Source organism: Pseudomonas sp. PB120, from assembly GCF_009761815.1.
GTDB lineage: Bacteria > Pseudomonadota > Gammaproteobacteria > Pseudomonadales > Pseudomonadaceae > Aquipseudomonas.
The window spans coordinates 15214-35800 of record NZ_RWIN01000115.1; the positions used below are offsets into that span (position 1 = coordinate 15214).

The window sequence follows — 20587 nt, forward strand, 5'->3', positions numbered from 1 at the left end:
GTTAAGTGTGCCGACGCTATCGCGAGCAGGCTCGCTCCTACAGGGGGCTGTGTCCACAGACGTATTTTCATACGCCCATGTTAGAGTGCCCGGCCCCGCCCTCCGGAGCCCGTCATGAGTCTTTTGATCCGCAGTTGCGCCGCCCTGTTGCTGACACTCAGCCTGCCCCTGGACGCCGCCCCGGCGCCGATGCACGCACAGTTCCTGCCGCCGGATGACCTGACCCTGCGTGATGCCGAGCCTGAGCAACAACAGTTGTTGCAAGTCACCGAGTATTCGGTGGTGGTCGGCAGCCAGCGCCAGTCCAACCAGCAGCCGATACCGGTCACCTCACCGTTGCTGATCCGTCTCAAGGGCAAATCCCTGAACAAAGGCGCAAGCATCAGCCAGGTGCTGGTGAACTTCGATGGCGAAAGCAAAAGCCTGAAAAAGCCGATCTACGACGAAAAGAACAAAACCCTCACGCTCTATTACCCGCTGGCCCAATACCGGGTGGTGATCGACTTGTTGCGCAACGACACCGTGTATTGCCAGTTCCTGAGCTACGCCAACGGCCATATCTGGGCCGATCTGCACACCGGTGGCACTCGTCCGCGTTGAGCCTTGAGCCCGGGCAGGGGTAAACTGCCCGCCCCGTGAAATGTCTGCGAGCTGGAGTCGGCAATGCGTAAAGATAAGAAACAAGTGATTGGTGACGAGATCGGCGATGAGCAGATCAAATTGTTCCTCGATTTCGAGCCGGTCGACGCCACTTCGCCGTCCCTGCACAAACTGATCAAGGCGTACCGTGGCCTGCGTATCGATGATTTCGAGCGTTTTCTGACGTTCTTCGTCGAAGCCGGTCATGACCTGGACGGCAAGGACGAGCACGGCAATGATTTCGTCGCGGTGATCAAGGATCAGCGTAATGCGGCTGAGTACATCGAGTTGATCGCAAAAGCCCGCGGCTGATCATCCCCTCGGAAGCACACCAAATACCCGTGGCGAGGGAGCTCGCTCCCGCTTGAGTGCGGAGCACTCACAAAATTTTCAGCACTTGCAAAAATTTGGGGGCCGCTTCGCAGCCCAGCGGGAGCAAGCTCCCTCGCCACAGAGGTCGGTTAGCAAGAAAATCTCCGGCCATAAAAAAACGCCCCGCTCTCAATGAGAACGGGGCGTTTTTTATGTGGCCGAATCAAGCGTAGCTTTCGGTCTCGCTGCTTGCTTCAACTAGTTCCAGCGCGATGTTGTTCTGCGTGTTGATCTTGCGATACAGCGCAGCATCGGTTTCCAGGACTTTTTCCCGAGCCGGGAAAATTTCGGCCAGTTTGCTGGCCCATTCGCCCTTGGCTTTGGTCGCGAAGCATTTTTCGATCAGCTCAAGCATGATCGAAACGGTCACCGAAGCGCCTGGGGAAGCGCCGAGCAGTGCCGCAAGCGAACCGTCCTTGGCCGCGACCAGTTCGGTACCGAACTGCAGGACGCCGCCTTTTTTCGGGTCTTTCTTGATGATCTGTACCCGTTGGCCGGCCACTTCCAGGCGCCAGTCTTCGGCTTTCGCTTCAGGGTAGAAACGACGCAGGGAATCCAGGCGCTGTTCCATCGATTGCATCACTTCGCTGACCAGGTATTTGGTCAGGTCCATGTTGTTTTTCGCCACGGCCAGCATCGGGCCGATGTTGCCGGCGCGAACCGACATCGGCAGGTCCATGAAGGAGCCATGCTTGAGGAACTTGGTAGTGAAGCCGGCGTATGGCCCGAACAGCAGGGACTTCTTGCCATCGACCACGCGGGTGTCCAGGTGCGGCACCGACATCGGTGGCGACCCGACCGCGGCCTGGCTGTACACCTTGGCCTGGTGGTACTTGACCACTTCCGGGTTGTCGCAACGCAGCCACTGGCCGCTGATCGGGAAACCGCCGAAGCCTTTGCTTTCTTCGATGCCCGACGCCTGCAACAGCGGCAATGCCGCGCCGCCAGCGCCGAGGAAGACGAACTTGGCGTCCACTTCACGGGTGTTGCCGCTGTTCACGTCCTTGATGCTGACGGTCCAGCCGCCGTTGTTACGCTTCAGGCCGGTGACGCGCTTGCAGTACTTGACCTGGGCATCGGGTGCGCTGGTCAGGTGCTTGAGCAATTGATTGGTCAGGGCGCCGAAGTTGACGTCGGTGCCGTTGATCACACGGGTGGCCGCAATGACTTCGTCAGCCGGACGACCAGGCATCATCAATGGCATCCAGTCCGCCATTTTTGCCTTGTCTTCGGTGTATTCCATGTCCGAGAAGGCGTGATGCTTGCTCAGCACCTTGAAGCGTTCCTTGAGGAAGGAAACGCCGTCGTCGCCCTGCACGAAGCTCAGGTGCGGCACCGGGCTGATGAAGGATTTGCACGAACCGAAAGTGCCTTTTTTGGTCAGGTACGACCAGAACTGCTTCGACACCTCGAACTGGGTGTTGATGTGCACGGCTTTCTTGATGTCGACGGTGCCATCGGCGGCCTGCGGCGTGTAGTTCAGCTCACACAGGCCAGCGTGCCCGGTGCCGGCGTTGTTCCACGGGTTCGAACTCTCCGCGGCACCGGAATCCATCAGCTCGACGACTTCCAGCTTGATCGCGGGGTCGAGCTCTTTGAGCAGTACAGCGAGGGTGGCACTCATGATGCCGGCCCCAACCAGTACTACGTCGACTGCTTCGTTATGCGCCATTTAACGCGTCTCCAAAATCTGCAGCACCAAATTGTCGGCATGGCTGCCAGGCGTTCCAGGGCGAGTCAGTGATGCCCCAGGGTCCGCGGCAGTGTCGCCATGTCCGAATCTTCGCAATTTTTCGCAACTTCGACGGACGCTACCGGCCGGGTTAATGAGCGCTATGAACTCATTTCAACACACGACTGGCAATTCGACTTATGGCCGAGACATCCGTTTGTGCAACCAAATCCGTAGCGGACAGGCTTCAGGCTCCGGTGTTCGAGGAATACTCGGTCCTGTGTCGTTGGGCTGTTTCAGACGCTAATGGTGCATGTTCAGACGCAAAACTATTCATTTGCTCGCCACACTCTTGTGAAGTTGTGAAAACCCGTTTTTTTCACGCTCTTTTGAAGACGTGAACCTCAAAAAAGGGCTGTCCCAGCCTGGCACCGTGCCCGGATGGATTGCCGCCATGGGATACATGACAGGCAAAACGGGCAAACAGCTCAGTGACCGAGCGTAATGACAGCTCTGCAGATTCGCGAAAAGTGGGGGTTTTGCTCAAGGAACAGCAAGCGCGCCAGCTTCACTCGATCTGTGTGGGCGGCTCTCTGTGGGCGGTGCGGGGTGCCAATACCGAGGCATTGACGATGCTGCGAGGCCCGATCAGGAGACGTCCTTATAATCGGGGGGAGATTGTATCTAAGAAACGCAGGGAAATGGACGTGTTTAATGACTTTTATTAGGCGTCTGGTCAGTTGGTCATCAGATGTTGCGCGCGGGCGCGGGGCTGGTGCTGGCTGACACGAGCGCTCGGAGGCAGGGGATGGTGCAGCCAGTTGAGGCGGATTTCTTCGATTTCGACCCAACCATCGCCCATCGGCTGCAGGCTGCACTGTTTGAACGCCTGGCAATGCCCGTTGTGGTCGAGCAGGGCGAAGCAGCGATGCAACGGGCGTGGTGTGAACAGTGAGATGAGAAGGCGCATGGGCATTTCCTCGTGGGATATGCGGCTCACATTATCAATGAGACGTGACGCGCCCGTGAAAAGCGGGTGAAGGATGTGTGACAGGAACCGCGGCCTGCGGGGTTTGTCAGAGATTTCAGTAATCGCGGCCAGACGCTGGTTCGCGACGATGGCCCACCGCTATACTGCCGGCCTGTTTGTGCCTGATTCTGGAGAGAAGAGCATGTTGCAACGCCTGTTGTTCGGTTTGATCACTGTGACCAGTTTGACCCTGGTCGGTTGCGCCCACAGCCCGCAACAACTGAATCCGGAACCGAAGCTGACCACTCAGCTGGCGCCGGTTGGCCACGGCCAGCAAGTCGTGGTGCGTGTGGTGGACGGTCGTCCGTCGCCAACCCTGGGAACCCGTGGTGGCCTGTACCCGGAGACCAGCGCGATCACGGTCCAGGGCGCGCAGATTCTGCCGAAGCTGCAGGCCCAGGCCGAAGCGGCCGTGCGGTTGCTGGGCTTCACCCCGGTGCCCAACGCCATGAATGCACCGCAGTTGACCGTAACGCTGGCGGAGCTGAAGTATCAGTCGCCTAAAGAAGGCATGTACGTCACCGAGGCGACCATTGGCGCGACGTTCCGCTCCGATGTGCAGAATGCCAATCGTCGTTACAGCGGTCGTTACGGTGCGTCCCTGGATCAGCGTTTTGGCATGGCGCCGAATCAGGAAACCAACACCAAGCTGGTCAGCGATGTGTTGAGCGATGCGTTGACGCGTCTGTTCAAGGACCCGACGGTGGGTCAGATTCTCGGCGAATAAACCTTCGCTTGAATCAAAAAGCCCGGTGCCAGCAATGGCCCCGGGCTTTTTTACAGGTGGATGCTAAACAACTGTGGGAGCGAGCAGGCTCACTCCTACAGGGGATCTGCGGTTCAGGCAGCTTCGCAATAGAAATCCAGCACGCTCACGCCCGTCAGCAAATCCGTCTCCGGCAAATCCGCGTGTTGATGCCCGCCCAGCGCGCAGTACACGAGCCAGTGGCGGTCCTGAACGTTGAAGGCAAGGCTTCCGACGAGGTTCTGTTGTTCGTCGCTTTGGGCGATGAGGTAGAGGCGATCCTGGTTTTCGGCGTGCAGCATGACGGGCTCCGTGCGGGTTTCGAGGAGCGCAGACTGGCGTAATCAGATGACGGTGCCGTGACGCAGGACAGGAATCTGCCAAATGGTTCGTTATTTGTCGTAAAGCAGGAGGGCAATGGGGAAGGCTTTCGGTAGAATCCGCGGCGCGGTCGCTGGTCCGGCGCCTGCCACACCTGTTTTGCTTGAGGTTCGCGATGTCGCTGCATTTGATGACGCTTTTTACCGCCCACCCCTCCAAATTGATCAACCTGCTGGCGCTGTCGTTCGCGTTCCCGGGGAGCTGGTTGCTGCATGCTACGCGTCGCCGCGAGCAGCGCGCATTGGCCAACCTGGACGAGCAATCCCAGAGCCGTCGTATCGATGAACCGACCTTGACGCTGGACGGCGCGACCTTGCGCATGAACCGGTTTTTCTACCGATTCGGCTTCGCGTGCCTGGGGCTGGCGTTGCTGGTGTCGTGGATCAGCACTCGAGTTTAACCCCCTACGCAAACCCTGTGGCGAGGGAGCTTGTCGGGGCGCCGCATCGTCCCGCTGGGTCGCGAAGCGGCCCCAAGAAGGGACTGCTGCGCAGCCCAGCGGGAGCAAGCTCCCTCGCCACAAAGGGCGCCGTTTTCGTATCCGGAATTTACAGCGGCAACCCTGCTTTAACCCGGTACTGATTGCGCACCGGCGTCGCGTATTGCAGCACCAGGAACGGACGATGTTCCTCGGGGCAAGCGTCCAGGCGTTGCTGCCATTGTTCCTGGGCCTTGGCCAGTTCGTCGGCCGGGAACACCTCGGCAGCTTTTGGCACCTGCAATTGCGGATCGGCGTCTTTCCATTGCGCGTAAGCCAGGTAATGCACCGGGAACAACCGGTAGCCGCCCAGAATCTGCTTGTCCATCTCGATCGCCAACTGCTTGGTGTCTTCGAACAAATCGGTGATCGGCGCGGCGAAGTTCACGTGTACGCGGCCCTTGTAGCCGGTGATCCCCTTGGCAATGCTCACATCGTCCTCGCCCGGCACTTTGGTGTAGCTGCCGGTGGTGGCGCGGATGTAGAGCTCGCGAGCCTTGGCCTGGTCGCACGGGTCGTACTCGTAGCTGATCGACACCGGGGTGAGGTTCAGCGAGCGGATGACTTCGCCGAACGGCTCGTCCTTGCGGCTCATGTGGAACATCTTGAGGATGGCCGACTCGGTGCGGTCGTCGCCGTCCTTCGCCCGACCTTCAGCCTGGGCGATCCAGATCGAGGCGCAATCGTTGCGGATCGAGTGGTTGATGTAGGCGGACAGCAGCTGATAAGCCGCCATTTTTTCACGGCGACCGGTGATCGAACGGTGCACGATGAAGCTCTTGTTCAGGCGCATCAAATCGCTGACGAAGGGCTTTTGCAGCAGGTTGTCGCCGATCGCGATGCGCGGTGTCGGCAGGCCGGCGTGGTACACGGCGTAGTTGACGAAGGCCGGGTCCATCACGATGTCACGGTGGTTGGCGATGAACAGATACGCACTGCCGGACTTGAACTGCTCGACGCCGGTGTACGTCACACCGTCCGTGGCCCGCTCGATGGTGTGGTCGACATACATCTCGACTTTGTCCTGCAACGTCGCCACCGAAGTGACGCCGGCGAACTCACGGCGCAGCCGATGAGCTATAAGAGGTTTGAGCATCCAGCCGAAGGCACCGGCAAAGCGCGGGAAGCGGAAGTGAATGAGGATATCTAGAAATGCCTTGTCGCCGAGCAGCCTGTCCAGCACTGCAGGGACTTCGCTGTCGTCGTAAGGTCGGATGGCATCGAATTCGCCCATCATGCTCTCTTGTTAGAAACGGCTAGGGTAAGTAAAGGTTTTGATCGAAAACCAACGGGGCACGGTCTGAAAAGGTAGCCAGACAAAAATAGCCCTGCAAATAGACCGGCGATTATACGCACAAGTCACCTGGGAGACCGCGATGCTGGAAACCGAGCGCTACGAATGTCCGTATTGTGGTGAAGAGGCTGAGGCCGTACTGGACTTGTCCGGCGGCGATCAGACCTATATCGAAGATTGTCCGGTCTGTTGTCGCCCCATTACGTTTGTGCTCCAGACCGATGGGCAGGAATGGTTACTTGAAGTTCACAGCGAAAACGAATGAAAGGGGCCTCCCATGCAGCGAATCTACGAGCCGGAAAACCTGATGGAAGGCGAGTTGCTGCAAAGCATGTTGGCGAGCGAAGGCATCGAAGCGCACCTGGTGGGGCGTGATTTGCTTGGCGGCACCGGCGAATTGCCGATCTTCGGCCTGCTGGGGTTGGCAGTGGATAACGACCAGGCCCAATACGCGCGGGAGTTGATCACCGCGTACAATGCCGCGCTGCCGCTGCCCGGCGATGAACCGGAGAGCTTTCCCGGCACGCTGGTCTGTTAGGCTGGCGTTCGTTTTATCAAGAGTCGTGCTGCCCCATGTGTGGACGTTATGCCCTGTTTCGCTGGAACCCCGCCTTCGCGGCCCTGCCAGGCTTCCCGGCCGATCAGCAGGCCCAGTGGAATATTTCCCCCAATGATTCGGTGCTGATGCTGCGAGCAGGCGCCGAGGGTCAGCGTGAGTTGGCCCGTGCCCGTTGGGGTTTGACGCCGCCGTGGCTGACCGACCTGTCCCGCACGCCGGCCCATGCCCGCGCCGAAACCGTGGCCGAGCAACCGATGTTTCGCCAGGCCTTGCGTGAACGCCGTTGCCTGCTGCCGGCCAACGGCTTTTATGAATGGCGCGGCACGACACGCAAACGCCCGTATTGGCTGACGCCGGGGGAGGGCTCGGCGCTGTTTTTTGCGGCGATCTGGGAAGCGTATCCGGTGCAGGAACAGGTGTGGCTGAGCACGGCCGTGATCACGCAATCGGCGGCGAGTCAGCGCCGGCCGTTGATTCTGGATGCGGCGGGGCAGGAGACCTGGCTGAATCCCGAGACTCCTCTGCATGCATTGCAGGCGTTGCTCGCCAGTGAGCCGGCGGCGTTGCGTGAGCGGGTGTTGGCGAATCTGGTGAATGATCCGAAGTTGAATGGGCCGGAGTGCCTGACCCCCGGCTAAAAAGTTGTTTGTTCCGGCCTCTTCGCGGGCAAGCCTTGCTCCTACAGGGGATCACCTAACCCGTAGGAGCGAGCGGTGCGGCGACCCGACTTGCCCGCGAAGGGGCCTTCGGATCAGACCTTAAACTGATTGATCAACCGCCGCTGCTGCTCCGCCAACTTGGTCAGGTCTGCACTCGCCGCACTGGACTCATCCGCGCCACCGGCCACTTCATTGGCCACTTGCCCGATGTTGATCACATTGCGGTTGATGTCATCCGCCACCGCACTCTGTTCTTCCGCCGCGCTGGCAATTTGTGTGTTCATGTCATTGATCACCGACACTGCCTGGGTAATGGTCTCCAGCGCTTCAGCCGCTTTCACCGCATGCTGCACGCTTTCGTCGGTGCGGTTTTGACTGTCCTCCATCACCCGCACCACATCACGCGTGCCTTGCTGCAAGTGCTGGATCATGCTCTGGATTTCTTCAGTGGCCTTCTGGGTTTTCTGCGCCAGGTTGCGCACCTCATCAGCCACCACGGCGAAACCACGGCCCTGTTCCCCGGCGCGAGCGGCTTCGATGGCCGCGTTCAAGGCCAGCAGGTTGGTCTGCTCGGCGATCCCGCGAATGGCGGTGAGGATCGCGTTGATGTTCTCGCTGTCCTTGGCCAGGGTTTGAACCACGCCAACCGCCTTGCCGATTTCAATTGCGAGCACGCCGATGGAATCCGAGGTGTCCCGCACAATCTGCATGCCCTGCGCCGCCGCCTGATCGGCATGGCTGGCGGCCTGCGCGGCCTGGGTCGCGTTACGCGCAACGTCCTGCGCGGTGGCGGTCATTTCCTGCACGGCGGTGGCGACCTGATCGATCTCGGCCATTTGTTTCTGCACGCCAATGTTGGTGCGGATGGCGATGTCGGCCGTGTGTTCCGATGAGTCGCTGACGCTCTGCACCGAGGTCACCACCTGACTGATCATCGCCTGCAACTTGGCGAGGAAGGTGTTGAAGCCCTTGGCAATCGAGCCCAGCTCGTCGGCGCGATCACTGGTGAGGCGACGCGTCAAATCGCCTTCACCCTTGGCGATGTCATCGAGCATCGCGACCATCTGCTTGAGTGGCCGGGCAATGCCGTGGCCCACCAGCCAAATCACCAGCAAGCCGATACCGGCGATCAACAGGCCGACCATGGCCATGCCGAAGGTGTCGGATTTGCGCTGGGTGTTCAGGTCAGCCTGGAGTTTTTGCAGGTCGGCCATCACCGCGTTCAGCGGCAATTGCAGCATCAGCGTCCAGCGGGCGTCGGTCTGGCCGATGCCGAACGGCAGGTACAGCTCGATCCGGCCTTGGACCTTGTCGACGGTGTAGGTGACTTCGCCGCGCTTGAGATTGGCCATGTTGGCGATCTGCTGGCTGTCGAGGATGTCGCTGACTTTCTCGCCGAACTTGCTCGGGTCTTTGGTATAGGCAACGATCCGGCCGTTGCCGCCGATCAGGGCCATGACGCCCGAGCCGCCGTACAGCTTCTGATTCGCGCCCAGCAGCATTTCCTGGATGAAGTTCACCGACAGGTCGGCGCCAACAATGCCCTGAAAGGCGCCGTTGAGCATGATGGGTTCAATAAAGGAAGCGAGCATGACGATCTTGTCGCCGACCTTGTAAGGCGCCGGGTCGATCACGCAGGATTTTTTGGTTTCTTTCGAGCACAGGTAGTACTCGCTGGCGCGCACGCCGGTGGACAGGGTTTTCTGGTCGTCGACGTCCACCAGTTTGTCGAGGCCAAGGCTGCCGTCTTCGTTGCGGAACCACCACGGCAGGAAGCGCCCGTTGCTGGCGTCGATGCCGACCACTTTGGTGTCGACGTAGGCCGCATCGTTGTGGTCGAGGGCGTTCTTTTCCCAGCCAATGTAGGTGCCGAGAATTTTCGGGTTTTTGGCGACGTTTTCCTTGATCAGGCCGATCAATTGCTCACGGCTCAAGTTCAGCTGCGGCTGGCCATCGGCGCCCGGCGTGCCGATCAGGGCGTTGACCCGCACCAGCCCGCCGGCAATCAGCAGCGGCGCTTCGAGTTCACGCTGGATCTGGCTGACCTGGGTTTGCGCCAGGGAGGTCAGGCGTTGCTCGATGACTTGCTCGAATTGCGCCTGGGTCCGTTCCTGGACCATGTCTTGCGTCCGGGCGCCGGAAAACAGCGCGTAGACCACCAGCGCTGCCACGACACTGAGAACGATGGCGCCGGCCAGGGCCGCCACGGAAAACTGGATTGACTTGAATTTCATGGGTGCTCCGCACGCAAGAGGACGTCTGCGGAGGTGTATCGGCCGGGCGCCCGACGGGCATGAGCGGGGGCGGGGGAAATGACTGTATTGGCGTGGTCGAGGTCGTAAATGAATCATCGCAGGGCGTTATCGGACGTGGCTCCTGTCGCTTTGTGAATTTTTTTGTACCGCGATGAGAGCTTTGTCAGAAATGCGCGTCATACGATCGTTGTATCTGGCGCCGATACATTTCCACGCCTAGGATACGGGCATGTTTTCAAGGAGCGTTTCAATGAACAAGATATGGGTGTTGTGTGGCTTGAGCGCAAGCCTGCTGCTCGCCGGCTGCCAATCGGTCAATACCACCAGTGGCGGTGCCGTGGGTGTTGAGCGCAAACAGTACATGTTCAGCATGTTGTCCTCGGAAGAGGTCAATCAGATGTACGCCCAGTCTTATACGAAGACCGTGGGTGAAGCGACCAGCAAAGGTGTGCTGGACAAGACCAGCAACGATGCCAAGCGGGTTCAGGCCATTGCCGACCGGCTCATTGCCCAGGCGCCGAATTTCCGTCCGGACGCGGCGCAGTGGAAGTGGGAAGTCAATCTGATCAAGAGCGATGAGCTCAACGCCAACTGCGGGCCTGGCGGCAAGATCATTTTTTACACCGGGTTGATCGACAAGTTGCAACTCACCGACGATGAAATCGCCGCGGTCATGGGCCATGAAATCGCCCACGCCCTGCGCGAGCACGGTCGTGAGGCCATGTCCAAGGCGTACGGGATCGAGATGGCCAAGCAGGGGGCCGGTGCCTTGCTGGGGTTGGGCCAGGACAGCCTGGCGCTGGCGGACACGGTCGCCAACTACGGGATGACGTTACCCAACAGTCGTGAAAACGAAAACGAAGCGGATTTGATCGGCCTTGAGCTGGCAGCGCGCGCCGGCTACAACCCGAACGCCGCGATCAGCCTGTGGGGCAAGATGAGCAAGGCCAGCGAAGGCGCGCCGCCAGAGTTCATGAGCACTCACCCGTCTTCCAGCAGTCGGACTGCTGCCTTGCAGGCGGCGATTCCGAAAGTCATGCCGTTGTATGAGCAGGCAAAAAAATAGATTTGTGATGTAGCGACTGACGCCTTCGCGGGCAAGCCCGCTCCCACACTGGTTTTGTGATCGACACAGATCCTGTGGGAGCGAGCCTGCTCGCGATGAACGATAACGCGGTCTGACGACCTACCGCATCAAACCCACCCGCTGCTCTGCATCGCCTTGTACACCGCCACAATCGCCAGGATGAAGAACGCCGAGGCCGCCAGGCGACGGATCAGCGTCAACGGCAATTTGTCCGCTGCGAAGTTACCCGCCAGCACCACCGGCACGTTGGCAATCAGCATGCCCAGCGTGGTGCCGATGATTACCAGCCACAACTCCGGATATTGCGCAGCGAGCATCACTGTCGCGATCTGCGTTTTGTCGCCGATTTCCGCGAGGAAAAATGCGATCAACGTCGTCAGGAAAGGCCCGAACTTGCGGGCGGTGCTGGCTTCGTCGTCATCCATCTTGTCCGGCACCAGGGTCCACAGCGCGGTCGCGGTGAAGCTCGCGGCGAGGATCCAGTGCAGCATCGTGTCCGAGAAGAAACTGCCGACCCAGGCGCCTACCGCACCGGCTGCTGCGTGGTTGGCCAGGGTCGCGGCGACGATACCGGCGATGATCGGCCAGGGTTTGCGAAAGCGGGCTGCGAGAATGAGCGCGAGCAGTTGCGTCTTGTCGCCGATTTCGGCCAAGGCAACGATTGCGGTGGGAACGAGAAGTGAATCCAGCATCAGGGTTTTCCTAAGGGGCGGGTCGACACGGCTATGACACGTACAGCCTTCCCGCCCCGGGTAAGGTGTTCGTGTCATAGGTCTTGTCAAACCCTGGCGATCCGTCTGATGCGGACGCTTGGGTCGCATACGCCATGGTCTGAGGACCAAGTATGTTGACGTATGCCGGACGAGCATGGCGCTCGTGGGAGACTACTCCCCTAGGACGGAGCGGATTCTGCCTAGGCAAAACCGATTGAGCAAGCCTCTTTTTAAAAACAAGTGCTAGCCACGCTTGGCGCGGTAGATCCGGAAACCTTGTCCTTCAGCCTTGATCGCACACACGCCGAGGTGCTCTTCGATCAGCGGTTGGTACTTCAGGAAGCTGTTCGCTACCAGGCGAAGTTCGCCGCCGTTTTTTAGATGTTTGGCCGCTTTTCGCAGCAAATTCTCGGTGGCGAAATAATCGGTATGCACGCCGACATGGAACGGCGGGTTACTCAGGATCGCACTCAAACCCATCGGCGCCGCATCGATTCCGTCTCCGGTGATCACGTCGGCTTCCAGACCGTTGGCGGCCAGGGTCAGGCGACTGCTGGCGGCGGCGAAGGCGTCCACGTCGAGCAAGGTCACCTGGTTGTGCGGGTAGCGACGTTTGACCGCCGCGCCCAGCACGCCGGCACCGCAACCGAAGTCCAGCAAATGGCCGCTTGGCAATTTGTCCAGGTGCTCCAGCAGCAGCGCACTGCCGCGATCCAGTCGGCCGTGGCTGAACACGCCCGGCAGGCTGATGACTTTCAGCGGACCTTCAGCCAGCGGCAGCTCGTAGGTCTGGGCCAGGCTTTCCAGGGATTTGGCTTCTGGCGCATTGGCCACGGTGACCTGCCAGAGCTGGCAATGGCGCGCGCTGTCGAGCTTGCGCGGTTTGCCAAAGGGGTTCAGTTGCTTGGCCGCGCCTTCGATGCCGCTGCGTTTTTCACCGACCAGGAACACTTCGCGACCGGCCAGGCGGGAGGCGAGGGCGTTCAGGATGTAGTCGGTCAGGTCCTTGGACTTGGGCAGGAACAGCACGGCGTTGTCGAACTCGCGCTCAGGGGCGTTCACGCCGAAATGACTGCGCTCGGGGAAGCGAGCGTCCAGTGCGGCTTGATCGCCGGCATGCCAGCACCAGCCGTGGGCATCGGGCAAACGGCCCAGCAGATCATCGGCGGGCAAACCGGCCAGCAGCACCGAACCCTGGAATAACTCAGCCTGACGAAGCAGTACTTCACTGCGCGGATCCATAACCTGCTCCCTGAAAAAAAGTGCCGCAGTCTATCAACTGACGACCCGCAGCGCTTTACCGCTGAAGAATCCCTGCGCGTTCTCGGTCAACTGGCCGACGATCCGCTGCCGCGCCTCGCGGCTGCCCCAGGCATTGTGGGGCGTGACGATCAGCCGTGGAATGTCGGCGGCGAGCAGCGGGTTGCCCGCGGTCGGTGGTTCGACGCTCAATACGTCGGTGGCGGCGCCGCCGAGGTGACCGCTGCGCAAGGCGTCAGCCAGGGCCTGTTCGTCGATCAGGCCGCCGCGGGCGGTGTTGACCACGAAAGCGCCGGGTTTCATCGAGGCCAGTTCACGGGCACCGATAAAGTGGCGAGTGTGCTCGTTGAGCGGGCAGTGCAGGGTCAGCGCATCGATTTGCGGCAGCAGCTCACCCAGCGGCAGTCGGTCCGGGCGGGCGGGGCGTCCCGGAATCTGGCCGAGCAATACGCGCATGCCAAATGCTTCAGCCAGTCGCGCGACGGCGCCGCCCAATTCGCCATGGCCGAGCAACCCAAGGGTTTTGCCTTCCAGTTCGACAATCGGGTAATCCAGCAGGCAGAACTGTTTCGCCTGCTGCCAGCGGCCTTCACCCACGGCTTTCTGGTAGTCGGCCAGGCGCGTTGCCAGGTTGAGCAACAGCATGATCGTGTGTTGTGCAACCGATGGGGTGCCGTAACCCTGGCAGTTGCAAACGGTAACGCCGTGCGCACGGGCGGCGGCGAGGTCGACATTGTTGGTGCCGGTGGCGGTGATCAGGATCAGCTTTAGATCGGGGCTGGCGGCGATGGCGGCGGCATCGATCAGGATCTTGTTACTGATGGCCACAGTGGCGCCCTTGAGGCGCTCGATCACTTGATCCGGCGTGGTCTGCGCAAACAGCTGCAAATCATCGAAGCAGGCGCGCAATGGGCTGAGATCGAGATCGCCAAGGTCCAACGAAGGATGGTCGAGAAATACGGCGCGGCGAGAGTTCGTCATCAACTGTACCTTTTGTGCGGTGAACTGAAGGCGTAATCTGCCGAGCCTACCAGATGAAACAAATCGTTACGCACTGGCTGGATTCACAAAACCTGTGGCGAGGGAGCTTGCTCCCGCTGGGTTGCGCAGCAGCCCCTGGATCTGTAACCGCGTTTCGTCAGGTGTACCGAACGGGAGCAAGCTCCCTCGCCACAAGTGAGAAGTTCGGTACAGAATTTTTTATTGATCGACCTGCCCCAAAGGAGCCCCGCATGTACTGGACAGAGTTCTTGACCGTTGCCTTGATTCACCTTCTGGCCGTGGCCAGCCCCGGCCCGGACTTTGCCGTGGTGGTGCGCGAGAGCGTGACCCACGGTCGTCGCGCGGGTACCTGGACGGCGATGGGGGTGGGTACGGCGATTTTCCTGCACGTCGGCTATTCGCTGCTCGGCATCGGCCTGATCGTCTCGCAGTCGATCGTACTGTTCAACGCCCTGAAATGGGCCGCCGCTGCGTATCTGTTGTACATCGGCTTCAAGGCCCTGCGTGCGCAACCGGCGAAACCGGTGGCGGACGATCTGCACAAAGAAGTGGGTGAGCGCACCGCGCGTGGCGCCTTCACCTCCGGTTTTGTGACCAACGGTCTGAACCCCAAAGCCACGTTGTTTTTCCTGTCGCTGTTCACGGTCGTCATCAATCCGCACACGCCACTGGCGGTGCAGGCGGGCTATGGCGTTTACCTCGCGGTGGCGACTGCGCTCTGGTTCTGCCTGGTGGCCATGCTCTTCAGCCAGCAACGCGTACGCGCCGGTTTCGCCCGCATGGGGCACTGGTTCGACCGGACCATGGGCGCGGTACTGATCGCCATCGGCGTGAAGCTCGCGTTTACCGAGATGCATTAATCGCATCAGGCGCACGGGCTAATCAATACGGGTGAATGCTGGCGCAAAGCTAGCATTTATCCGACTCTGCAAATCATTCCTTTGGCTGATTTGGCTGGCGAACAAGGGCACTAAAGTGCTTACTTTCAGCCACGACCGTGTAGTCAGAAAAGGGATTCTTATGTTGCAGACTCGCGTTATTCCCCCAGCCGAAGGCGCTTACCAGTATCCGCTGCTGATCAAACGGTTATTGATGTCTGGCGCTCGTTACGAGAAAACCCGCGAGATCGTCTACCGCGATCAGTTGCGCTACAGCTATCCAACCCTGATCGAACGCGTCGCACGGCTGGCCAACGTACTGACGGCGGCCGGCGTCAAACCCGGCGACACCGTGGCCGTGATGGACTGGGACAGCCATCGTTACCTGGAGTGCATGTTCGCCATCCCGATGATCGGCGCCGTGATCCACACCATCAACGTACGCCTGTCGCCGGAACAGATCCTCTACACGATGAACCATGCCGAGGACCGCTTCGTGCTGGTCAACAGCGAGTTCGTGGGGCTCTACCAGGCAATCGCCGGGCATCTGACCACGGTCGAGAAAACCCTGCTGCTGACCGACCTGCCGGAAAAAACCGCTGACCTGCCAAACCTCGTCGGCGAATACGAGCAGTTGCTGGCGGCCGCGAGCCCGCAATATGACTTCCAGGATTTCGACGAGAACTCGGTCGCGACCACGTTTTACACCACCGGCACCACCGGCAATCCCAAAGGCGTGTATTTCACCCATCGGCAACTGGTGCTGCATACCATGGGGGTGTCGACCATCATGGGTGCCATCGACAGCGTGCGCCTGTTGGGCACCAACGACGTGTACATGCCCATCACGCCGATGTTCCACGTGCATGCCTGGGGCTTGCCGTACGTGGCGACCATGCTCGGGCTCAAGCAGGTGTATCCCGGCCGCTACGACCCGGAATACCTGGTGGAGTTGTGGCGCAAGGAGAAGGTCAGTTTCTCCCATTGCGTGCCGACCATCCTGCAGATGGTCCTCAATTCCAAGGCCGCGCAAAACACCGATTTCGGTGGCTGGAAAATCGTTATCGGCGGCAGCGCGCTGAACCGTACGCTGTACGAAGCCGCAAAAGCCAAGGGCATTCAGCTGACCGCCGCGTACGGCATGTCGGAAACCGGCCCGCTGGTGTCTTGCGCTCACCTCAACGATGAACTGATGGCCGGCACCGAAGACGAGCGCACAACGTACCGGATCAAGGCCGGCGTGCCGGGACCCCTGGTTGAGGCCGCGATCGTCGACCCCGACGGCAACTTCCTCCCCGCCGACGGCGAGACTCAGGGCGAGTTGGTACTGCGTGCGCCGTGGCTCACCGAGGGTTATTTCAACGAGCCACAGAAGGGCGCCGAGCTCTGGGCCGGCGGCTGGCTGCACACCGGTGACGTGGCGACCCTGGACAGCATGGGCGTGATCGACATTCGCGACCGGATCAAGGATGTGATCAAGACGGGCGGCGAGTGGATCTCGTCCCTGGACCTCGAAGACCTCATCAGTCGCCACGTGGCGGTACGCGAAGTAGCAGTGGTGGGCATTGCCGATCCACAGTGGGGCGAGCGCCCCTTTGCACTGCTGGTGATCCGCGAAGGCCACGTGATTGGGGCCAAGGAACTCAAGGAACACCTCAAGCCGTTTGTGGAATTGGGGCACTTGAGCAAGTGGGCAATCCCGAGCCAGATCGCCCTTGTTACTGAAATTCCCAAGACCAGTGTCGGCAAGCTCGACAAGAAGCGCATTCGCGTCGACATCAGCGAATGGCAGGCCACCAACAGCACCTTCCTCTCGACGCTTTAAGCGCCCTCCGGCGTGCCAGAAATGGCACGCCAGCCCCACCAAGCAAGCGCTTGGCTTGTTAAATCGAAAATTTCAGCCATCCTTGCCGGGCCGACGGGTGTCGGCTTGGCAAAGGACTGTTCCAGAGTGGTCGGCAGCTGCAAATCACACTTTAGAGGGATCAAGCACTACTACCTGCTGGCTATAGTCCGCTCAAGGATTTTTAAGAACGGAGCAAACGCACAACTCGGGGCGATGCAACTTTGGCATGACTTAGGGACACCTTGGCTCCCAGTCATCCACAGCGTTTTTAGAAGTGCTCAATGCCATAACAATAATGCACATGGAGTAGCGTCGATGACATCAGTAAACCAGTTCTGGCGCCGGGCGAAACTGCCTCTGGCGATCAGTCTTGCTTCTACGCTCGCCGGGCCAGCATTCGGCGTCAGTTTCAACGTTGGTGAAATCGAAGGTCAGTTCGATTCGTCGCTCTCCCTGGGTATGAGTGTGTCGACCCAGCAGCCGAACAAGAACCTGATTGGTGTCAACAACGGAGGCCGTGGCCTGTCCCAGACGTCCGATGACGGTCACTTGAACTTCAAGAGCGGGCAAGCCTTCTCGAAAATCTTCAAGGGTATCCACGACCTGGAACTGAAGTACGGCGACACCGGTGTATTTGTACGGGGCAAATACTGGTACGACTTCGTACTGCAAGACGAAGACCTGGAATTCAAGAACATCAGCAACGACAACCGCAAGGAAGGCGCCAAGTCTTCCGGTGGTCAGATCCTCGACGCCTTCATCTACCACAACTACGCCATTGCCGATCAGCCGGGTTCCGTGCGTCTGGGCAAGCAGGTCGTGAGCTGGGGTGAAAGTACCTTCATCGGCGGCGGCATCAACTCGATCAACCCGATCGACGTTTCCGCGTTCCGCCGTCCAGGTGCCGAGATCAAGGAAGGCCTGATCCCGGTCAACATGTTCTACGTGTCCCAAAGCCTCACCGAGAACCTCTCGACCGAAGCGTTCTACCAACTGGAATGGGACCAGACCGTTGTCGACAACTGCGGCACGTTCTTCTCGCAACCGGACGTGATCGCCGACGGCTGCGACAACAACCTGGCCGTACTGAGAACCCGTAACGGGCTCAACAACGCATTGGCGGCCGCTCGTCTGCCAGCCGGGGCGCGTACCGCGGTCCTCAACACGCTGGCTGCACGGGGCGTGAACTGGGGCAACCCGGATGAAGGTGCGATCGTTGCCCGTGGTCCGGATCGCGATGCGCGTGACAGCGGCCAGTTTGGTCTGTCCTTCAAGTACATGTTCGAGCCGCTGGACACCGAATTCGGTGCCTACATGATGAATTACCACAGCCGTGCGCCGATTTTCAGTGGCAAAGGGGCCCCGGCGAGCGCCTATAACACGACGGCACTGGGTGGCGCGTTAGGCGGCGCACTGGTTGGTGCGGGCATTCCGGCTGCCGCCGTGCCTGGCATTGTGGGTGGCGCGAACGGCCTCGCGGCGCAGACCGTGCCATTGGTGGTCGCGGGTAACTCCAGCTACTTCGTCGAATACCCTGAAGACATTCGGCTGTATGGCCTGAGCTTCTCCACCACGTTGCCTTCCGGTACCGCGTGGAGTGGTGAATTCAGCTACCGTCCGAACGCACCGGTCCAGCTCAACACCACTGACATCCTCTTCTCCGGCCTGACGCCACTGAACCCTAACGTTTCGGTACTGCAAGGGCAGCCAGGACAGGATCAGCATGGCTATCGCCGCAAGGAAGTGAGCCAGCTGCAAACGACCTTCACCCACTTCTTCGATCAGGTGATGGGTGCCGAGCGATTGACCGTGGTGGGCGAGGTGGGCTGGACTCACGTCGGTGGCCTGGAAAGCACTTCCAAAGCCCGTTACGGCCGTGACCCGAGCTACGGCCCGGGCCCATTGCCAGGCGGTCAGTGCCAGACTTTGAACGCCTCGACCCTGGCGGGCGGTCCGCAAAACAACGTCAGCCGCTACTGCGAAAACGATGGCTTCACCACGTCGGATTCCTGGGGCTATCGCGCTCGTGCCATCTGGGAATACAACGACGTGTTCTCGGGTGTGAACCTGAAGCCGAACATCGCCTGGCAGCATGACGTGGACGGTTACTCGCCTGGCCCTGGCGGCAACTTCGAGGAAGGTCGCAAAGCGGTCAGCCTGGGTGTCGACGCCGAGTACCAGAACACCTACACCGCCAGCCTGGCCTACACCAACTTCTTCGACGGCAAGTACACCACCGTGGATGACCGTGACTTCGTCGCGCTCAGCGTCGGCGTGAACTTCTAAGCACTGTATTTTCAGGACGAACACACCTATGAAAACAACAAAGAGTCTGTTCCACGCCGGTGTTCTGGGGCTTTCGCTGCTGGCGACCGGTGTCATGGCGGCGGTTCCTGCGGCCGAAGCGGACAAGCTGGGCAAGAGCCTGACGCCAATGGGCGCCGAAATGGCGGGTAATGCCGACGGTTCTATTCCTGCCTGGAAACCGTTGCCGAAAAATGCCGGTTCGGTCGACAGCAAAGGTTTCCTGTCCGACCCGTACGCCAGTGAAAAACCGCTGTTCACCATCACGGCGCAGAACGTCGACCAGTACAAAGACAAACTTGCTCCGGGCCAGTACGCGATGTTCAAGCGCTACCCGGAAACCTTCAAGATGCCGGTCTACCCGTCCCATCGCGGCGCCACCGTGCCGGATGACGTCTTTGCCGCCATCAAGAAGAACGCCACCACTACCAACCTGATTTCGGGTGGCAACGGGCTGGAAAACTTCGAAACCGCCGTTCCGTTCCCGATTCCGAAAACCGGCGTAGAAGTCATCTGGAACCACATCACCCGCTATCGCGGCGGCAGCGTGACCCGTCTGGTGACCCAGGCGACCCCGCAGCCGAACGGCTCGTACAGCCTGGTGTATTTCCAGGACCAGTTCGTGTTCCGCGACAAGATGAAGGACTACGATCCGAAGAACCCGGGCAATATCCTGTTCTACTTCAAGCAGAAAGTGACCGCGCCGGCACGTCTGGCCGGTGGTGTGCTGCTGGTGCACGAAACCCTCGACCAGGTGAAGGAGCCGCGTTCGGCGTGGGTCTACAACGCCGGTCAGCGTCGTGTACGCCGTGCGCCGCAAGTGTCCTATGACGGGCCAGGTACCGCTGCCGATGGCCTGCGTACCTCCGACAACCTGGACATGTACAACGGTGCGCCGGATCGTTACGACTGGAAGCTCGAAGGCAAGAAAGAGATGTATATCGCCTCCGACAGCTACAAGCTCGACTCGCCGCAACTCAAGTACGACGACATCATCAAGGCCGGCCACATCAACCAGGACCTGGCTCGTTACGAGCTGCGCCGGGTCTGGCATGTGGTTGCAACCCTGAAGGAAGGTCAGCGCCACATCTACGCCAAGCGTGACTTCTACATCGACGAAGACACCTGGCAGGCGGCGGTGATCGACCACTACGACGGTCGCAATCAACTCTGGCGCGTGGCAGAAGCTCACTCCCAGAACTACTACAACGTTCAAGTGCCGTGGTACACCCTGGAAACCTTGTACGACCTGCAATCGGGTCGTTACCTGGCACTGGGTATGAAGAACGAAGAGAAGTCCGCGTATGACTTCGGCTTCACCGCTACCACCAGCGACTTCACCCCGGCGGCATTGCGTCAGGATGGTGTTCGCTAACCAGCACTGACCGAGGCCGCATCCTCGAAAAAAGCCCC

Annotated in this window: 20 protein-coding genes, 1 pseudogene and 1 riboswitch; of the genes and pseudogenes, 12 read left to right on the forward strand and 9 right to left on the reverse strand. The window is 60.0% G+C overall.

Annotation, left to right across the window (positions count from 1 at the left end):
- Positions 1–114 precede the first annotated feature (114 nt).
- Both EJA72_RS21140 and EJA72_RS21145 read left to right on the forward strand, forming a co-directional pair.
- Positions 115–600 carry a hypothetical protein gene (locus EJA72_RS21140; RefSeq protein WP_157713312.1) on the forward strand — a complete coding sequence of 162 codons (486 nt, stop codon included), beginning with the start codon at positions 115–117 and terminating at the stop codon, positions 598–600.
- Between the two features lie 63 nt (positions 601–663).
- On the forward strand, positions 664–951 hold the full coding sequence (locus tag EJA72_RS21145) for a PA4642 family protein (RefSeq protein WP_157713313.1): 288 nt from the start codon (positions 664–666) through the stop codon (positions 949–951).
- 223 nt (positions 952–1174) lie between these two features.
- Here the strand turns inward: EJA72_RS21145 and mqo are convergent, their stop codons facing one another.
- Together mqo and EJA72_RS21155 are read right to left on the reverse strand one after the other, a co-directional pair.
- Positions 1175–2683 carry a malate dehydrogenase (quinone) gene (gene mqo / locus EJA72_RS21150; protein ID WP_157713314.1) on the reverse strand — a complete coding sequence of 503 codons (1509 nt, stop codon included), beginning with the start codon at positions 2681–2683 and terminating at the stop codon, positions 1175–1177.
- Between the two features lie 736 nt (positions 2684–3419).
- Positions 3420–3653: a hypothetical protein gene (locus EJA72_RS21155; RefSeq protein WP_157713315.1), complete on the reverse strand. Its 234-nt coding sequence runs from the start codon at positions 3651–3653 to the stop codon at positions 3420–3422.
- Between the two features lie 202 nt (positions 3654–3855).
- Here EJA72_RS21155 and EJA72_RS21160 point away from each other — a divergent pair, with 202 nt between their 5' ends.
- Positions 3856–4440: a YajG family lipoprotein gene (locus EJA72_RS21160; protein WP_157713316.1), complete on the forward strand. Its 585-nt coding sequence runs from the start codon at positions 3856–3858 to the stop codon at positions 4438–4440.
- Positions 4441–4553: 113 nt separating this feature from the next.
- Here the strand turns inward: EJA72_RS21160 and EJA72_RS21165 are convergent, their stop codons facing one another.
- Positions 4554–4760 carry a hypothetical protein gene (locus EJA72_RS21165; RefSeq protein WP_157713317.1) on the reverse strand — a complete coding sequence of 69 codons (207 nt, stop codon included), beginning with the start codon at positions 4758–4760 and terminating at the stop codon, positions 4554–4556.
- 194 nt (positions 4761–4954) lie between these two features.
- Between EJA72_RS21165 and EJA72_RS21170 the strand changes: the two genes are divergently transcribed.
- On the forward strand, positions 4955–5239 hold the full coding sequence (locus EJA72_RS21170) for a hypothetical protein (protein ID WP_157713318.1): 285 nt from the start codon (positions 4955–4957) through the stop codon (positions 5237–5239).
- A gap of 148 nt (positions 5240–5387) precedes the next feature.
- On the opposite strand, the gene EJA72_RS21175 is transcribed toward EJA72_RS21170, so the two are convergent.
- On the reverse strand, positions 5388–6551 hold the full coding sequence (locus tag EJA72_RS21175; protein ID WP_178129507.1) for a 1-acyl-sn-glycerol-3-phosphate acyltransferase: 1164 nt from the start codon (positions 6549–6551) through the stop codon (positions 5388–5390).
- A gap of 142 nt (positions 6552–6693) precedes the next feature.
- On the opposite strand from EJA72_RS21175, the gene EJA72_RS21180 reads away from it, so the two are divergent.
- From EJA72_RS21180 to EJA72_RS21190, 3 genes are read left to right on the forward strand one after another with little or no spacing between them, the layout of a single operon-like run.
- A complete protein-coding gene (locus EJA72_RS21180; protein WP_008153387.1) occupies positions 6694–6876 on the forward strand; it encodes a CPXCG motif-containing cysteine-rich protein in 183 nt (60 codons plus the stop codon).
- A 12-nt stretch (positions 6877–6888) separates the two neighbouring features.
- On the forward strand, positions 6889–7149 hold the full coding sequence (locus tag EJA72_RS21185; RefSeq protein ID WP_157713320.1) for a putative signal transducing protein: 261 nt from the start codon (positions 6889–6891) through the stop codon (positions 7147–7149).
- 35 nt (positions 7150–7184) lie between these two features.
- The gene (locus tag EJA72_RS21190; protein ID WP_157713321.1) at positions 7185–7808 is read left to right on the forward strand and encodes an SOS response-associated peptidase; all 624 of its coding nucleotides are present in this window, start codon (positions 7185–7187) and stop codon (positions 7806–7808) included.
- 113 nt (positions 7809–7921) lie between these two features.
- On the opposite strand, the gene EJA72_RS29815 is transcribed toward EJA72_RS21190, so the two are convergent.
- Positions 7922–8764, reverse strand: a complete 843-nt coding sequence (locus EJA72_RS29815; RefSeq protein WP_372240729.1) for a methyl-accepting chemotaxis protein — start codon at positions 8762–8764, stop codon at positions 7922–7924.
- Positions 8765–8776: 12 nt separating this feature from the next.
- Positions 8777–10180, reverse strand: a pseudogene (locus tag EJA72_RS29820) (HAMP domain-containing protein); the annotation flags it as partial.
- 154 nt (positions 10181–10334) lie between these two features.
- Between EJA72_RS29820 and EJA72_RS21200 the strand changes: the two are divergent.
- Positions 10335–11150, forward strand: coding sequence for a M48 family metallopeptidase (locus EJA72_RS21200; RefSeq protein ID WP_157713323.1), 816 nt, complete (start codon positions 10335–10337; stop codon positions 11148–11150).
- Between the two features lie 128 nt (positions 11151–11278).
- Here EJA72_RS21200 and EJA72_RS21205 read toward each other — a convergent pair whose 3' ends face one another.
- From EJA72_RS21205 to EJA72_RS21215, 3 genes are all read right to left on the reverse strand, one after another.
- Complete coding sequence (locus EJA72_RS21205; protein WP_157713324.1) at positions 11279–11863, reverse strand: TMEM165/GDT1 family protein; 585 nt, start codon at positions 11861–11863, stop codon at positions 11279–11281.
- An 89-nt stretch (positions 11864–11952) separates the two neighbouring features.
- Positions 11953–12076, reverse strand: a riboswitch (yybP-ykoY riboswitch).
- A gap of 51 nt (positions 12077–12127) precedes the next feature.
- The gene (locus EJA72_RS21210) at positions 12128–13126 is read right to left on the reverse strand and encodes a class I SAM-dependent methyltransferase (protein ID WP_157713325.1); all 999 of its coding nucleotides are present in this window, start codon (positions 13124–13126) and stop codon (positions 12128–12130) included.
- 33 nt (positions 13127–13159) lie between these two features.
- Entirely contained in the window at positions 13160–14125 is a 966-nt protein-coding gene (locus tag EJA72_RS21215; protein ID WP_157713326.1) for a 2-hydroxyacid dehydrogenase, read from the reverse strand.
- Between the two features lie 251 nt (positions 14126–14376).
- Between EJA72_RS21215 and EJA72_RS21220 the strand changes: the two genes are divergently transcribed.
- The 4 genes from EJA72_RS21220 to EJA72_RS21235 all read left to right on the forward strand — a co-directional run bounded on the left by EJA72_RS21220 (position 14377) and on the right by EJA72_RS21235 (position 20549).
- Positions 14377–15006 carry a LysE family translocator gene (locus tag EJA72_RS21220; RefSeq protein WP_157713327.1) on the forward strand — a complete coding sequence of 210 codons (630 nt, stop codon included), beginning with the start codon at positions 14377–14379 and terminating at the stop codon, positions 15004–15006.
- A gap of 160 nt (positions 15007–15166) precedes the next feature.
- On the forward strand, positions 15167–16849 hold the full coding sequence (locus EJA72_RS21225; protein WP_157713328.1) for a fatty acid--CoA ligase: 1683 nt from the start codon (positions 15167–15169) through the stop codon (positions 16847–16849).
- A gap of 336 nt (positions 16850–17185) precedes the next feature.
- Positions 17186–19156, forward strand: coding sequence for a DUF1302 domain-containing protein (locus tag EJA72_RS21230; protein ID WP_157713329.1), 1971 nt, complete (start codon positions 17186–17188; stop codon positions 19154–19156).
- Between the two features lie 28 nt (positions 19157–19184).
- The gene (locus tag EJA72_RS21235) at positions 19185–20549 is read left to right on the forward strand and encodes a DUF1329 domain-containing protein (protein ID WP_157713330.1); all 1365 of its coding nucleotides are present in this window, start codon (positions 19185–19187) and stop codon (positions 20547–20549) included.
- The last annotated feature ends 38 nt before the right edge of the window (positions 20550–20587 follow it).

Excerpts from the sequence above, each read along its gene's own strand:
- EJA72_RS21140 (WP_157713312.1), top strand. The coding sequence starts at position 115 with ATGAGTCTTTTGATCCGCAGTTGCGCCGCCCTGTTGCTGACACTCAGC.
- EJA72_RS21145 (WP_157713313.1), top strand. The coding sequence starts at position 664 with ATGCGTAAAGATAAGAAACAAGTGATTGGTGACGAGATCGGCGATGAG.
- mqo (WP_157713314.1), bottom strand. The coding sequence starts at position 2,683 with ATGGCGCATAACGAAGCAGTCGACGTAGTACTGGTTGGGGCCGGCATC.
- EJA72_RS21155 (WP_157713315.1), bottom strand. The coding sequence starts at position 3,653 with ATGCGCCTTCTCATCTCACTGTTCACACCACGCCCGTTGCATCGCTGC.
- EJA72_RS21160 (WP_157713316.1), top strand. The coding sequence starts at position 3,856 with ATGTTGCAACGCCTGTTGTTCGGTTTGATCACTGTGACCAGTTTGACC.
- EJA72_RS21165 (WP_157713317.1), bottom strand. The coding sequence starts at position 4,760 with ATGCTGCACGCCGAAAACCAGGATCGCCTCTACCTCATCGCCCAAAGC.
- EJA72_RS21170 (WP_157713318.1), top strand. The coding sequence starts at position 4,955 with ATGTCGCTGCATTTGATGACGCTTTTTACCGCCCACCCCTCCAAATTG.
- EJA72_RS21175 (WP_178129507.1), bottom strand. The coding sequence starts at position 6,551 with ATGGGCGAATTCGATGCCATCCGACCTTACGACGACAGCGAAGTCCCT.
- EJA72_RS21180 (WP_008153387.1), top strand. The coding sequence starts at position 6,694 with ATGCTGGAAACCGAGCGCTACGAATGTCCGTATTGTGGTGAAGAGGCT.
- EJA72_RS21185 (WP_157713320.1), top strand. The coding sequence starts at position 6,889 with ATGCAGCGAATCTACGAGCCGGAAAACCTGATGGAAGGCGAGTTGCTG.
- EJA72_RS21190 (WP_157713321.1), top strand. The coding sequence starts at position 7,185 with ATGTGTGGACGTTATGCCCTGTTTCGCTGGAACCCCGCCTTCGCGGCC.
- EJA72_RS29815 (WP_372240729.1), bottom strand. The coding sequence starts at position 8,764 with ATGATCAGTCAGGTGGTGACCTCGGTGCAGAGCGTCAGCGACTCATCG.
- EJA72_RS21200 (WP_157713323.1), top strand. The coding sequence starts at position 10,335 with ATGAACAAGATATGGGTGTTGTGTGGCTTGAGCGCAAGCCTGCTGCTC.
- EJA72_RS21205 (WP_157713324.1), bottom strand. The coding sequence starts at position 11,863 with ATGCTGGATTCACTTCTCGTTCCCACCGCAATCGTTGCCTTGGCCGAA.
- EJA72_RS21210 (WP_157713325.1), bottom strand. The coding sequence starts at position 13,126 with ATGGATCCGCGCAGTGAAGTACTGCTTCGTCAGGCTGAGTTATTCCAG.
- EJA72_RS21215 (WP_157713326.1), bottom strand. The coding sequence starts at position 14,125 with ATGACGAACTCTCGCCGCGCCGTATTTCTCGACCATCCTTCGTTGGAC.
- EJA72_RS21220 (WP_157713327.1), top strand. The coding sequence starts at position 14,377 with ATGTACTGGACAGAGTTCTTGACCGTTGCCTTGATTCACCTTCTGGCC.
- EJA72_RS21225 (WP_157713328.1), top strand. The coding sequence starts at position 15,167 with ATGTTGCAGACTCGCGTTATTCCCCCAGCCGAAGGCGCTTACCAGTAT.
- EJA72_RS21230 (WP_157713329.1), top strand. The coding sequence starts at position 17,186 with ATGACATCAGTAAACCAGTTCTGGCGCCGGGCGAAACTGCCTCTGGCG.
- EJA72_RS21235 (WP_157713330.1), top strand. The coding sequence starts at position 19,185 with ATGAAAACAACAAAGAGTCTGTTCCACGCCGGTGTTCTGGGGCTTTCG.